The sequence below is a fragment of the Cupriavidus sp. D384 genome, assembly GCF_001652915.1.
Lineage (GTDB): Bacteria > Pseudomonadota > Gammaproteobacteria > Burkholderiales > Burkholderiaceae > Cupriavidus.
In genome coordinates, this window is record NZ_BBQI01000010.1 from 1 (window position 1) to 12896 (window position 12896).

Sequence of the window (12896 nt, forward strand, 5' to 3'; positions counted from 1 at the left end):
TTTCGTCAACAGTTTTTGCAGAACTTTTTTCTGCCGGTCAGCGCTGCAAACCCTCGCAACCCCAACCCCCTGCCAACCCCGCAACCCTTGTCGCTGCTGCGTTTGCAGCGCGCTTCGTGTTGCGAGGGGGCGAATATTAGATGGCTTTCGACGGGTGCGCAAGCCCTTTGTCACAAAACCGTTAAATAAGCAGAAAAGATTCGATTAAGGCACTCCGTGCGCAGGCATCGGCGCGCGTGTATAGAATCAGGACTCCCCCGGGCCATAAGGCCTTCCCTTTGACAGGAACCCAGGAACACTAGCGATGACAATCCAAGCCAAATGGCTGGCCGACTCCGGCTCAAGCGTCTGCGAACTCGGCAACGGCACGGCGCAATGGCAGGCTGACCTCGATGCGCCGATGGGCAACCCGTCGATTCCAAACCCGCACGACCTGCTGGACTCCGCCCTGGCTGCCTGTACGACGCTGACGCTTCAGATCTACGCGAAGCGCAAGGGTTACGACCTTCAGGAGATCCAGGTCAGCGTGGCGCACGAAGAGACGCCGGGATCCTACAAACTGATCCGCCATATCGAATTGCGTGGCGACCTGACACCTGACGTACGCGAGGATCTGCTGCGCGTGGCCAACAAGTGCCCGGTTCACAAGTCACTCAGCGCCCAGATCACCATCGACACCACGCTGGCCGCCTGATCTGCTCCCCCTGAAAGGTTGACGACACAAATGATAATGGTTATCATTTGTGCTCTCGGGTTTTGACACGACCTGAGTCAGCAAATGGGTTACCGGACACGTTCGTGTCCGGCCTTTTTTTCTCCCGCCTCAATCCGTTCCCCCCGATTCGACACGCCGCTATCGGCGGCCCGTCATCGTCTTGCCCCGCAGCGCGCGCAACGTTGCCCTGCGGCGCAAGGCAACACCGTTTCCAATTCGCATCCCGCAAACGTGGGGGCATGTTTTCAAACTTTGTTCGATGGCCCACGAAGCCAGCGTTGCAATGAGACGCAATGCGCACTTATGCACTTTGTGGGCGATTCATAGGGGCTTAACATGAACCCAAAAAAGAACATCGGTTGCTCAAGTCAGGGAAGCATCGGGAGCGGGGACATCTTGGCGAATTACCTAGAAGAGTATTGCGCGCGCATCCGCCGTGGCGGCGTTCGCGGGATCGCAGAAAAGCCAGTCGTTGTGGATCAGGACGGAACCTATGTCATGAAGTACGTTCCGTTCGAGCATCGAAACGAGAATGCCAGGCTGGTGCTGGTCAGTACCACGCCAGGGCATGCCCACGTGCAGTTGGCCGCTACGGTGACCGACGAACTGCTGCGTGCGCATACGCCCGGGCGCGTGATCCAGCGCGAGCACAAACGGCGGGTAGAGTTGGGCGGACGCATGGTGCGCCCCAACCTGATCAGAATGCTCGATCACTTCCGGATACCGGAATTGATCGGGCAGCCGCACGCCGCTGCGCTCTGGAACGATGGATTCGAGGCGATCCAGCCACTTGCCTTGTTGCCGCATGCCACCACGCGGCGCGGTCTGGTCTTCGACGGCACGCTCGATGACCTGTTCGATGCCCCCATGCTGCGCATGGTGTTCGACAACCTGTTCCTGGGCGCCCTGCGGCAATACCGGCCCGATGCGGTGTACGTCGCGCTGGGCCGCACGGCCTGGGCTGCGTTGCAGCACGCGGCCCGCCAGGGGATGCTCAAGCACGACCAGTTGCTCGGCATGATGCCGGTGCCGGCACGCGCCGGCAGCATGGTGCGCTACTTCCTGCGCGAAATCAGCGAGCACGACCTCTCGCCCAACGATCCGGTGCGGCATCGCATTGACTGGCTCGATGCCGCGCACGCCGAGGTGGAAGCCGGTGTCCGCCGTCTGCGCGCCTCTGCCGCCCCGGCCAGCCAGCCCGCCCAGCTGATCGCGTAGAACCCTCCGATTTGTGCCGCATGCCCCACCTCGGTGGGGATCAGCATACCTGCGAAGTGTCGATATCCCTTCTTGAGGAATCTGACCTCCTCGCATTCCCGATTTGCGACCCCCCGTAAAACACGGCGGGTCGCTATTTTTTTGGCCGGGACAACGCCTTGCTGCCCGACGCTGCCTGACTCGGCGCAGACTTTCCGCAACTTTCAGACGGGTTGCGGAAATTTCCCACAGCAATTGCGGAAGCGTCGCATTTTCGGCAGCCGGGGCGCTCCTTATACTGACTTGCCATGTGAAACAGCAGGCCCACCGCCATCGGCCATGCGAGCAAGGCATGACAACCATTCTGATCGTCGACGATCACCCGGCGCTGCGACTCGCCCTTCGGGCCCAGGTGTCGCAACTACCAGGCATCCGCCACATATGGGAAGCCGACAACGGCCAGAGCGCCGTCGATATCGTCAGGCAGTTCAGGACCGACCTGGTGATCCTGGATCTGGATATTCCGCGCATGAGCGGCCTGGACGCCGTGCCACGCATGCGCGCCGCGCATCGGGGCGTGCGCGTGCTGGTATTGACTGCCCAGGATGCCGTGCCGTTTGCGGCCCGCGCCATGCAGGCCGGCGCGCAAGGCTTTGTCAGCAAGACACAGGATCTGGAGGCCATCGTGCGGTGCGTGCAGACAGTGCTGGGCGGATTTACGGTGTTCCCTTCGTGTACACCCCGCGACATGCCGCGCGACTTGCCTCGCCACGGACAGTCGCCCACTGACACCGAGGGCCTGGGCAGGCTTACCGACAAGGAGATGGAAATTCTCCGCATGCTGACGCGCGGCATGACCAACAAGGCCATCGGGAAAGCCCTGTTCATCAGCAACAAGACCGTAAGCAGCTACAAGACACGCATCATGAACAAACTCGGCGCCGAATCGCTGGTCGATCTGGTCGACTTCGCGCGCCGATGCCGGCTGGTGCCATGACCCCTGGCGGTGCCTGGATCCATCTTGTCGCCGACGAACGCCATGCCATCGGGATCGCGGTGCGGGGTGCCGCGTGCCACGACGCCACCGTACAGGCCATGCTGGTGGCCCGCCTGCTGGACGGGAATGCCGAAGACCTGAACGCCTTGCGCAAGGCCGTCGCCCTGCGCGACTGGCCCGCCGTGCAACGAAGCCTGCACCGCATCAAGGGCAGCGCGGCGCTGGCGCGCTGCAACACGCTGGTGGCCGCCGGCAAGTCGCTGGAATCCGCGGCGGGCCAGGGCAATGCCGCGGTGATCAACACACTGTTGCCGCGCTACACCGCTATCCTGAAGGAATTCAATGACACACTACTGGCACTGCGCCCGGGCCGCTGCCAGCATGCTGGCGAGCACGATTCGGACGCATCAACTTCAACGAATTTGAAGTAAGCGAGCGCTTCGGCCGCGTGCAAGCGGCGCGGCGCGCTGGCACACTGTAGACCGGCCCGGCGGTGCCCCCTTGCTTCAACGCCGCCGGCAATGACCAAATGCGGGAGACATGTCGTGGGTGATCTGCAGGCCTTGCTCGATGGCCATGGATTGAGTCTGGTATTCCTGAATGTGCTGGCCGAACAGGCAGGTCTGCCGGTGCCGGCCTATCCGATGCTGTTCGTGGCCGGGGCGTTGTCGATGCAGGAAACCGGCCCGTCGATCGGGGCTGTGCTGTTCGCGGTGATCGCCGCCTGCCTGATCGCCGATACCGCCTGGTACTTCGCCGGCAAGCGGCTGGGCCAGCCGATGCTGCGCACGATCTGCCGGGTTTCGCTGTCGCCCGATACCTGCATCCGACAGACCCAGTCGCTGTACCTGCGCGTGGGCCCGCGCTCGCTGGTATTTGCCAAGCTGCTGCCTGGCGCGGGTGCGCTGTCCACCGCCATGGCGGGCATGACGGCCACTCCCTTCCTGACCTTCCTGTTCTACGACGCGCTCGGCGCGCTGGTGTGGGCCGGCGGCGCGCTGCTGGCCGGCGTGGTCTTCAGCGACTTCGTCGACACGATCCTGGCGGCGTTCAGCGCCTACGGCCACATCGCGGTCATGGTGGCGCTGGGCGGATTCGCACTGTTCGTCGTCTGGCGGTTCTGGCAGCGCTGGCGCCTGCTGCGCCGCACGGGACGCATTCCGCGCATGACCGTGATGGAAATGGAACAGCGCCGTGGCGTGACCGAGCGTCCCATGGTGGTGGTCGATGTCCGGGCGCACGGCGCGGCGCCGATCGAGCGCATTCCGGGCGCCCTGGTCATGGAGATGCATGCCCCGTTCAGCGCACTGGCCGACCACGACAAGGGCACCGATATCGTCGTCTACTGTGCCTGCCCCCATGAAATGTCGGCCGCCGTGCTCGCCGAGCGGCTGCGCTCGGCCGGATACCCGAACACCTGGGCCCTGGCTGGCGGCTTTGACGAATGGAAGCGTCTGCAAGGCGCGCTGAATCCGCACGCAACCACAGCCGCCGACGCCCCGACGCAGGCTGCCGCGCACTAGGCGCGGCGTCCGCCACCCGGCTACCGCCGCCGCAGCTTTCCGTTTTACCGCTGGCGTCCAGTTTCTATACTGGCCCCAGACGGTCTGTGCGCGAAAGGGGCGGGCATGCCGGACGTTGACAAAGGCTGGGCCGAGGGCGGCTGGGACGATGAAGCCGCGCGCGTGGCGTATCGTCGTCGCGCGCTGAACCTGCCCGAATCGCAAACCGCTCGCACTCGCGTGGCCCTGGCCCTGTCCGGCGGCGGCTTGCGTGGCGCCGCCTTTGGCCTGGGCGTCATGCAGGCGCTGGCCGACGCCCCCTGCCCCGCAGCGGACTCCGTCACCGAACCCGGCACGCCACCCGCATCGCCAGCCAGCCAATCGCTGCTGGCGCGTGTCGACTATCTGTCCACGGTGGGCGCGGGCAGCTACATTGGCGCGTTCTTTACCAGCCTGTTCGTACCGGGCCGGCTGGAGCCCGGAAGCAGCCCTCGTGAAGCGGCCGAATCGGCCTATCGCACCTTGCAGGACAGCTCGCCCACCCCGTCGGGGCGCAGGGCCACGGCGTGGCTGCGCATGTGCGTGCGCACGCCACATTCGACGAACGCCGCCGAGGGGCTGCTGGCCGCCGCCGTCGTGATACGCAACTGGCTGGCGATGCAATGCATCCTCGGCAGCATGCTGCTGGCGATACTGGCCGTGCTGGCGCTGGGTCTGCATCTGATCATCGGCGCCTGGCCCGGCGTGGGTCGCGACGAGATGGCGCTGCTGTACGCCGCCCGGCGTGCCTTCAACGACAGCCTGCCCGCGATCTGGTGGAGCGAATACCTGTGGCTGCCGATCGTGTCGGCGCTGCTGCTGGCCGTGCCTCCTGCCATGGCCTGCTGGATTGTGTATCCGCGTCCGGACGATGCCCGGCAGCCAGTCCGTGTCCTGGCTCGCGCCGTCCTGCTGACCGGCATCGCCGTGGCCCTGGTGCTGCTGGAAACCTTCAAGACCGCCATCCTGATTTGGCTGGCCGCAGCCACCTGCCTGGTCATACTGCTGCCCGCGCCGCGCACCGTGACCATGTACCGAGCGCGCGCCACGCGCACGTTGCGCGGCGCGGCCACGCTCACCGTCGCGCTGGCGGCGCTGGGCGTGGCCGACACCATCGCCCGCAGCTGGTATCTGTATGGATCGATGGCGGCCCAGCCGTGGAGCGTGGCCGGGCCGGCCCTGGCGGCGGCCGCGCTTGCCTGGTTCGTCCATCACGGGGCCAGCCGACGCGACACCGTCCCGCCTGCCGCCCCCGCCACCGTGACGGGGCCGGCAAGGCGGCAGTTTCCCGCTCCGTCCCTTGCATCGTTGCTGACAGGCGCCGCCGCGGCCACGCTGGCGCTTCTGCTCGTCGCGCTGTGGTCGTGGATTGTGCTGTGGGTGCGCTGGGATGGTGGCGAACCGGTCGACTGGCTGGTCTTCGGCAAGGCATGGACCACGCCGTCACTGATTGCGCTGGTGCTTGCCGCGCTCGCCGTCGCCATTGCCGTGGGGCGCGCCTCCGGTCTGCTGAACCTGTCGACCCTGCAGCCATTCCACGCCGCTCGGGTCTCGCGCGCTTACCTGGGCGCATCGAATGGACGACACCTTGCTGCCATCGATCCTGCGGATTGGACCGCGCTGGCGTCCGATGACGCACTGTCGCTCGACGCCTACTACGATCCACGCGCAGTAGCCCCGCTACATCTGATCAACGTGACGCTGAACGAGACGATCGGCCCTGCCGGGCAACGGATGGCGCGCGGCCACCGGGGCAAGCCGTTTTGCGTCCGGCCCGGCGCCGTCCGGACGCCGGCGCACGCCGGTGCGCCCGTGCCAGTCGACCACCATGTGCGGTTCATGGTGGATGGCAAGCCCTGCCACGCGGCGCCGCAGCCGCCGGACGGCATGGCAGGCAAGACGAGGCTGCACACCATCGGCGACTGGATCGCCATCTCCGGCGGGGCGGCGCCCATCGGACCCGGCAATGCCACCACGCCTGGCGCCTCGCTGCGGGTGGGACTAGCCAATCTGCGGCCTGGCATCTGGTGGAAGGGACGCATGGCGGCCAATGCCGCCAGCGATCCGCCCCATCCCGGCTGGTTCGGCAAACTCTTCCGCACGCAATACCAGCTGCTCTGCGAGTTGACTGCGCGCTTCCACGGCATGCGGGGCGACTGGCAGTACCTGTCGGACGGTGGTCACTTCGACAACACGGCCGTCTACGAACTGCTGCGCCCCGAACGGCTGGTCGGCCTGATCCTGCTATGCGATGGCGGCGGCGATCTGGGCTACCGCTTTGCCGATCTCGCCAACCTCATCAGGCGCGCACGCGAGGATCTTGGGCTGGAGATCGAGGTCGACCACGCTGCCGCACGCGACCCCGTGCTGGGCCGTGTCTTTGGCACGCCAGACGACTTTGCCGACAACGCCACCGGCAATACCGCTGCTGCCCAGAAGTTTGCAGTGCTGCTGAACGTCCATGCAGCGGCATCCTCCGGCTCGGCCACGCGCGTGCCCCTGGCCCGCATCATCGTCATCAAGCCACGCCTGACCGCGTACGCGCCCGACGCCGTGCGCCAGTATGGCGAGCGGCATCCGGCGTTTGCGCAGGCAGACACCACCGAGGCGTTTTTCGGGGAAGCGAGATGGGAAGCCTGTCGTGCGCTGGGGCAGTCACTGGGCCACCGCATCGCCACGGGGCAGGTCGGCGCGCGGCTGTTCGCCCGGGCACAATGAGGCCCCACGGCCAGCATGGCCTCTTGCGCGGCGCCAGCACGATCGTTCAGGTGTGACTACCATAGCCCGTCCCTGAATGAACTGACGTGCGGCATGCGCCGCGCGTGGCAAGCCATGATCCCCTATTCCCTGCTCGATCTTTCGCCAATCGCGGAAGGCAGCACCGCAGCCCAGGCCATGCACAACACGCTGGACCTGGCCCAGCATGCGGAACGCCTGGGCTTCCGCCGCTTCTGGCTCGCGGAGCACCACAACATGCCCGGTATCGCCAGCGCGGCCACGGCCGTACTGATCGGCTACGTGGCGCAAGGTACTTCCACCATTCGCGTCGGCTCGGGCGGCATCATGCTGCCGAACCATTCGCCGCTGGTGGTTGCCGAGCAGTTCGGCACGCTGGCGTCGCTCTATCCGGGCCGCATCGATCTGGGCCTGGGCCGCGCGCCGGGGTCGGACCAGGCCACGGCACGTGCGCTGCGCCGCCATCTCGATCACGACACCGCCGACAGCTTTCCGCAGGATGTGGAGGAACTGCAGGCGTACTTCGAAGACGTGCGCCCGGGCCAGCGCGTGCGCGCCGTGCCGGGCGCCGGCCTGAAGGTGCCGCTGTGGCTGCTGGGCTCCAGCCTGTTCAGCGCCCAGCTGTCTGCCGCGATGGGCTTGCCCTTCGCCTTCGCATCGCATTTCGCCCCGGGCTTCATGCGCCAGGCCGTCGACCTGTACCGCCGCACGTTCCGGCCGTCCGAACAACTCGACCGGCCGCATGTGATGCTGGGGCTGAACGTGTTCGCCGCCGACACCGGCGACGAGGCGCACCGCCTGTTCAGTTCGCTCCAGCAGCAGTTCCTGTCGCTGGTGCGCGGCACGCCCGGCCAGCTCAAGCCGCCCGTGGACGACATCAACCGCCTGTGGGACGCCAGCGAAGCCGACCACATCCGCCGCTCGCTGGCCTGCTCCGTGGTGGGCGATCCGGCGGCAGTGCGCGAAGGCATCCAGCGTTTTGTCGACGACCTGCGCCCCGACGAACTGATGCTGACCGGCCAGATCTACGACCACCAGGCGCGGCTGCATTCGTTCAGGATCGCGGCGGATGCGATGCAGTCGGTGCAGAGGACGGCGGTGATCTGAGCCCGGCGCGCCGGCAACGGTTCGCCCAAGCAAAAACCGCGGCCGAAGCCGCGGTTTTTTGTTGTCCGGATGACGGCGTCTGCCGCGCGTGTTCAGACCCGTGCCAGGCGGAACGTGGACACCGCGCGCATCATCGAGTCGGCTTGCTCCGCCAGCGACTGCGCGGCGGCGGCGGCTTCTTCCACCAGGGCGGCGTTCTGCTGCGTCACGGAGTCCATCTGTGTCACGGCCTGGCCCACCTGTTCGATGCCGGTGCTCTGTTCGGCCGACGCGGCGCTGATTTCGCCCATGATGTCGGTCACCCGGCGGACGGCGCTGACCACTTCGTGCATGGTCTCGCCGGCCTTGGTCACCAGCGTCGAGCCATTGTCCACCTGCGCCACCGAGTTGTCGATCAGCGTCTTGATTTCCTTGGCCGCGTTGGCGCTGCGTTGCGCCAGGCTGCGCACCTCGCCCGCCACCACGGCGAAGCCACGGCCCTGTTCGCCGGCACGCGCCGCTTCCACTGCGGCATTCAACGCCAGGATGTTGGTCTGGAAGGCAATGCCCTCGATCACGCCGATGATGTCGACGATCTGGCGCGATGCCTGGTTGATCTCGCCCATCGTGGCAACCACCTCGCTGACCACCTCGCCACCACGGTTGGCAATCTCCGACGCATTGACCGCCAGCGCGCTGGCCTGGCGGGCGTTGTCGGCGTTCTGGCGCACGATGCCGGTCAGTTCTTCCATGCTCGACGCGGTCTGCTCCAGGGCCGAAGCCTGTTCCTCGGTGCGTTGCGACAGGTCGTGGTTGCCTGCCGAGATCTGGTTGGTCGCCGTGGCGATCGAACCGGCGGCGCCGCGGATATCGCCCAGCGTGGTCGACAGGCGCTGTTGCATCTGCTGCATCGCGGCCAGCACACTGTGGTGGTCGTCGGCGCGCACCTGCACCGGCACGGTCAGGTCGCCACCGGCAATGCGCGCCACGGCCTCCACGGCGTAGGCCGGTTCACCGCCCAGGCTGCGCTTGACGGTACGCATGATCATGCCCATCACCGCGGCGATCAGCGCGCCAATCAGCAGCGTGCTCAGGAACGCGTTGATCAGGTTGGCGCGGAAGGCGTCCTCGATGTCGATCAGGAACACGCCGGTACAGACGAACCAGTCCCAGTCGGCCACGTGGCGGCCGTAGGTCAGCTTGCGCTGCGGATTCTCGGTGCCGGGCAGGCGGCCGCGATAGGTGGAAAAGCCGGCGTCCTCGCCGGTGGTGCGGCGCGCGCCCTCGATGATGGCGCGGTACACGAACACACCGTCCGGGTCCTTGAATTCGCCAACCAAATTGCCTTCGGTCTGCGGCAGGCCCGGGTTCAGGATCACCTGCGGCCTGGAGTCGACAATGAACAGGTAGCCGTTCTGGCCGAAGCGCATGGCGCGCAGGGCGTCCTTGGCGGCTTTCTGGGCGTCTTCCTTCGACATCGTGCCCTTGGCGGCGCGATCGGCATACAGCTTGACGATGCCTTCGCCAGTGGCCACCAGCGACTGCAGGCCGTCGCGGCGCTCGGCCATCATCACGGACTTGGTGTGGAACGCGTTCCAGGCGCCGAGCGCGAGCAGCAGCACCCACATGACGGCGAGTGCCGCCCAGAGTTTGGCATTGAGGGTAAGTCGGTTCATGATGCGACAGGCTGAGGTGTATGGGAGAACTTCGCGGGACCCTTCTCGGGAGGTCTTCGTTTGCCTCAGAGATAACGGCATTTGCGGCGCGGCTTTTTAGCACCAGACTGGCGCATGCCGTAAGCTGCACGTGAACCCCGCAATCAGACCTTGCCAGGCCAACCTTTCGAGCCGCCATGACCTTGATGCACGCCACGACGTTTTCGTTTGTCGATCCGGATCCCGCCGAAACCGATCCGCTGCAGGGCGAACTGGCGCTGCTGGACCACGCCGCCCGCTCGGGGCCGGTGGCGCAGTTGTGGGAAGCCCCGCTGTCGCTGGTGATACCGCGCAGCTACCTGCGCCAGCCCGGCATCGACGCCGCCCGCGCGGACTTTGCCGCCCAGGGGTGTCCGGTCTGGCTGCGCATGTCGGGCGGCGGCCTGGTGCCACAGGGGCCGGGCATCCTCAATGTCAGCCTGGCCTATGCCGTGCCCAAGGGCGCCGCCACGTGGATGGAGCCGGTGTACCTGCACCTGTGCGAGGTAATCGCCGCGGGCCTGCGTCAGGTTGGCGTGGAAACGCACTGGCAGGCGGTGGAGGGATCCTTCTGCGACGGGCGGTACAACCTGGCATGGGGTCCTGGCGACCGGGCACGCAAGATTGCCGGTACCGCGCAGTACTGGCGGCGGGCGCCGGCCGATGTGCAGACGCCCGACGGGCAGCGCCACCTGGTGCTGGCGCACGCCATCCTGCTCGTGGATGCCGATCCGGAAGAGATCAACGCGCGCGCGAATGCGTTCGAAGCGGCGATCGGCAGCGGGCGGCATTATGACCCGGCAAAGGTGGTCAGTGTCAGCGAAGCCGCCGGGCTGGACGACGCCAGCGGGCTCACCGCACGCGTGGCGTCGGCAATACAGGCGGCCATTGCGGCCACCACGCCGCCCGGTAACTAGGGCGCCGGTGCTACTTGCCCGGCTGGAAGCCGATGTCCCCGTACCAGGCCCGCGCCGTGGTGCCGGTGTTGTCGGTATCGGTCAGGATGCCGTAGCCGGTGAGCTTGCCGGGCGCCTCGTGGAACACCTTCTGAAAATCGCTGACCACGTTGCGGCGCAGGCTCTGCCATTTGCCGGGCTCGCCGCCCACCACGATCATCTGCACGCGGCTGGTATGCGGATTGGCGATGATGGTGCCCACCGGCGCGCTATTGGTCCAGATATACATCAGCGTGGCATAGGGCAGCTTCTCGCCTGTCGCGCTGGCGGCCAGCGCCTCGGCGCGGTCGCCGACCGACAGGTTGCTGCTGCGGCCGTCGAAGGAGAACACCAGGCGGGCCGGCGCATCCTCCTTGGCGCCCACGCTGTTGTCGGCCCCCGGAATGGGCGCCGCCACCTTCCAGCGCCATTCCACCACCGGCGTCCGCGACAGATCGACATCGCCTTCATGCACCAGGCCCGACGCGGCGCCATCGGCATCGGCCTGCAGCACCGTGGTACCGTTCGAGGCCACCAGCGTATAACGGGTGAGCTTCTTGCCGGACACCACGGGGCGGTTTTGCCAGCCGTCGGGCAGCGGGCCGCCGGGCTTGCCGGCCGAGAACGACACGCCGGGCCCGTCCGCCATGGCCGGCACGGCGGCGCAGCACAGCAGGACGGACAACAGGACAGCAATGGGGGGGCGCACCATGGGGACTGCCTTCGTATTCAGGGTGAAAGGGGCTCGCGGAAGCTTCGCGAATTCCCAACCATTCTAGGTAGCGGGCCGGGAGCGTGCCGTGAGCCGGCGGCTGATTGCGCGATCGGATGGGCGCTGACACATCCCGGCGACGGGAAACCAAAGGGAAATGCGGGAATGGGACTGCTGATTGAAGCCATCGGCTGGCTGTTCATGGAACTGATCTTCTACGGCGTGTTCTATGCCATCGGCTGGGTCGTGCTGATGACCGTGACCTTCGGACGCTATCCGGGCAGCTGGCGTGGACCCGACAGCTATCACGATGCCGAGTGGACGGCCTTTGCTGGATTTATCGCCACGGTCATCGTCGTGGTCATTGTTGTGAAATCGCTTTGAAGATCACTTTTACCTTGCGCCCTCCTGCCCTGTCCATGTTCCACCCCCTCGTCGCAGCAGCCATGGCGGCCGCCGCGCTGGCCCTGTCGGGCTGCGCGCTGGGACCGGTGACCCCGCTACCACCCGACACCGCCGCCGGCCTGGCGCCGGTGCGCTTCCTGCTGACGTTCGACGATGGTCCGGACACCGGCCCCTACGGCGGCACGCCGCTGATCCTGGGCCAGCTGGCCGACAACCCGGTGACGCCGGGCGTCACGGCAATCTTCTTTGTCCAGACCGAGCATCCGCGTCGCGGCGGCGGGCCCGAGGGCCGCGCACAGATGCACGAAACCTGTGCGCAGGGCCAGTTGATGGCCGTCCACAGCGGCATGGCCGGCGGCCACATTCCCCATACGAAGCTGGCACCCGATGTCCTGGCGGCGTCGCTGCGACGCGGCCAGGCCGACATCGCGGCCCAGTGCGGCCAGGCACTTGCCGTGGTGCGGCCGCCCGACTGGGCGTACAGCGCCGGCACACAGGCCGTGTACGCCCAGGCGGGGCTGGGCATGCTGATGGCCGACGCCAATGCGCGCGACGGCAAGATCTATGGCTGGACCATCAGCCTGCGCCGACGCCCGCACATGCGCCACGAACTGGAGCACGTCGGACAGGCGATGGCAGCCCACCGGTTGCCGGCCGTGGACGGCGTGACGCCGGTGATCGTGGCGTTCCACGATCCCAACGGCTTCACGGCATCGCACATGACGGAATATCTGCGCATCCTGGTGGAGACCGCCCGCGACAACGGCTTGCCACTGGCCGACCCCCCGTTCTATACCGATACACAGGCAGCCGCGCGCGCGGCACTGGCACGCGCGGCCGCAGGCGTCTACGCACGCGAAAGCTGGCCCTGATTTCCC

The 12896-nt window shown here is 66.7% G+C and carries 13 protein-coding genes; 11 read left to right on the forward strand and 2 right to left on the reverse strand.

The features are described from left to right. The 8 genes from A9J21_RS32200 to A9J21_RS05010 form a co-directional block, all read left to right on the forward strand. Positions 1-189 (forward strand): hypothetical protein (locus A9J21_RS32200; RefSeq protein ID WP_231906806.1); only part of this gene is annotated, 189 nt, incomplete at its 5' end. Positions 190-304: 115 nt separating this feature from the next. After that, positions 305-694 (forward strand): OsmC family protein, encoded by a 390-nt coding sequence (locus tag A9J21_RS04980; RefSeq protein WP_066732527.1) that lies wholly within the window; start codon positions 305-307, stop codon positions 692-694. A 417-nt stretch (positions 695-1111) separates the two neighbouring features. Next, the gene (locus tag A9J21_RS04985) at positions 1112-1933 is read left to right on the forward strand and encodes a hypothetical protein (RefSeq protein WP_066732528.1); all 822 of its coding nucleotides are present in this window, start codon (positions 1112-1114) and stop codon (positions 1931-1933) included. Positions 1934-2264: 331 nt separating this feature from the next. Next, positions 2265-2909: a response regulator transcription factor gene (locus A9J21_RS04990; RefSeq protein ID WP_066732529.1), complete on the forward strand. Its 645-nt coding sequence runs from the start codon at positions 2265-2267 to the stop codon at positions 2907-2909. Further along, positions 2906-3340, forward strand: a complete 435-nt coding sequence (locus A9J21_RS04995; protein ID WP_082926233.1) for an Hpt domain-containing protein — start codon at positions 2906-2908, stop codon at positions 3338-3340. The genes A9J21_RS04990 and A9J21_RS04995 overlap by 4 nt, the downstream gene beginning before the upstream one ends. A gap of 114 nt (positions 3341-3454) precedes the next feature. Next, positions 3455-4432, forward strand: coding sequence for a DedA family protein/thiosulfate sulfurtransferase GlpE (locus tag A9J21_RS05000; RefSeq protein WP_066732533.1), 978 nt, complete (start codon positions 3455-3457; stop codon positions 4430-4432). Positions 4433-4537: 105 nt separating this feature from the next. Beyond that, positions 4538-7168, forward strand: coding sequence for a hypothetical protein (locus A9J21_RS05005; protein WP_066732535.1), 2631 nt, complete (start codon positions 4538-4540; stop codon positions 7166-7168). A 114-nt stretch (positions 7169-7282) separates the two neighbouring features. Further along, the gene (locus A9J21_RS05010; RefSeq protein ID WP_066732537.1) at positions 7283-8293 is read left to right on the forward strand and encodes an LLM class flavin-dependent oxidoreductase; all 1011 of its coding nucleotides are present in this window, start codon (positions 7283-7285) and stop codon (positions 8291-8293) included. A gap of 92 nt (positions 8294-8385) precedes the next feature. Here the strand turns inward: A9J21_RS05010 and A9J21_RS05015 are convergent, their stop codons facing one another. Continuing rightward, positions 8386-9948: a methyl-accepting chemotaxis protein gene (locus A9J21_RS05015; protein WP_066732539.1), complete on the reverse strand. Its 1563-nt coding sequence runs from the start codon at positions 9946-9948 to the stop codon at positions 8386-8388. A 185-nt stretch (positions 9949-10133) separates the two neighbouring features. On the opposite strand from A9J21_RS05015, the gene A9J21_RS05020 reads away from it, so the two are divergent. Further along, the gene (locus A9J21_RS05020) at positions 10134-10883 is read left to right on the forward strand and encodes a lipoate--protein ligase family protein (RefSeq protein ID WP_066732643.1); all 750 of its coding nucleotides are present in this window, start codon (positions 10134-10136) and stop codon (positions 10881-10883) included. A 10-nt stretch (positions 10884-10893) separates the two neighbouring features. Here A9J21_RS05020 and A9J21_RS05025 read toward each other — a convergent pair whose 3' ends face one another. Beyond that, positions 10894-11613: a DUF3047 domain-containing protein gene (locus A9J21_RS05025; RefSeq protein ID WP_066732541.1), complete on the reverse strand. Its 720-nt coding sequence runs from the start codon at positions 11611-11613 to the stop codon at positions 10894-10896. Positions 11614-11778: 165 nt separating this feature from the next. On the opposite strand from A9J21_RS05025, the gene A9J21_RS05030 reads away from it, so the two are divergent. Together A9J21_RS05030 and A9J21_RS05035 are read left to right on the forward strand one after the other, a co-directional pair. After that, entirely contained in the window at positions 11779-11997 is a 219-nt protein-coding gene (locus A9J21_RS05030; RefSeq protein ID WP_066732543.1) for a hypothetical protein, read from the forward strand. Between the two features lie 35 nt (positions 11998-12032). Next, a complete protein-coding gene (locus tag A9J21_RS05035) occupies positions 12033-12890 on the forward strand; it encodes a polysaccharide deacetylase family protein (RefSeq protein ID WP_231906807.1) in 858 nt (285 codons plus the stop codon). The last annotated feature ends 6 nt before the right edge of the window (positions 12891-12896 follow it).

Bases quoted from the DNA above. Each gene is read 5' to 3' on its own strand.
- A9J21_RS04980 (WP_066732527.1), top strand. From the start codon at position 305: ATGACAATCCAAGCCAAATGGCTGGCCGACTCCGGCTCAAGCGTCTGC.
- A9J21_RS04990 (WP_066732529.1), top strand. From the start codon at position 2,265: ATGACAACCATTCTGATCGTCGACGATCACCCGGCGCTGCGACTCGCC.
- A9J21_RS04995 (WP_082926233.1), top strand. From the start codon at position 2,906: ATGACCCCTGGCGGTGCCTGGATCCATCTTGTCGCCGACGAACGCCAT.
- A9J21_RS05005 (WP_066732535.1), top strand. From the start codon at position 4,538: ATGCCGGACGTTGACAAAGGCTGGGCCGAGGGCGGCTGGGACGATGAA.
- A9J21_RS05010 (WP_066732537.1), top strand. From the start codon at position 7,283: ATGATCCCCTATTCCCTGCTCGATCTTTCGCCAATCGCGGAAGGCAGC.
- A9J21_RS05015 (WP_066732539.1), bottom strand. From the start codon at position 9,948: ATGAACCGACTTACCCTCAATGCCAAACTCTGGGCGGCACTCGCCGTC.
- A9J21_RS05020 (WP_066732643.1), top strand. From the start codon at position 10,134: ATGCACGCCACGACGTTTTCGTTTGTCGATCCGGATCCCGCCGAAACC.
- A9J21_RS05025 (WP_066732541.1), bottom strand. From the start codon at position 11,613: ATGGTGCGCCCCCCCATTGCTGTCCTGTTGTCCGTCCTGCTGTGCTGC.
- A9J21_RS05030 (WP_066732543.1), top strand. From the start codon at position 11,779: ATGGGACTGCTGATTGAAGCCATCGGCTGGCTGTTCATGGAACTGATC.
- A9J21_RS05035 (WP_231906807.1), top strand. From the start codon at position 12,033: ATGTTCCACCCCCTCGTCGCAGCAGCCATGGCGGCCGCCGCGCTGGCC.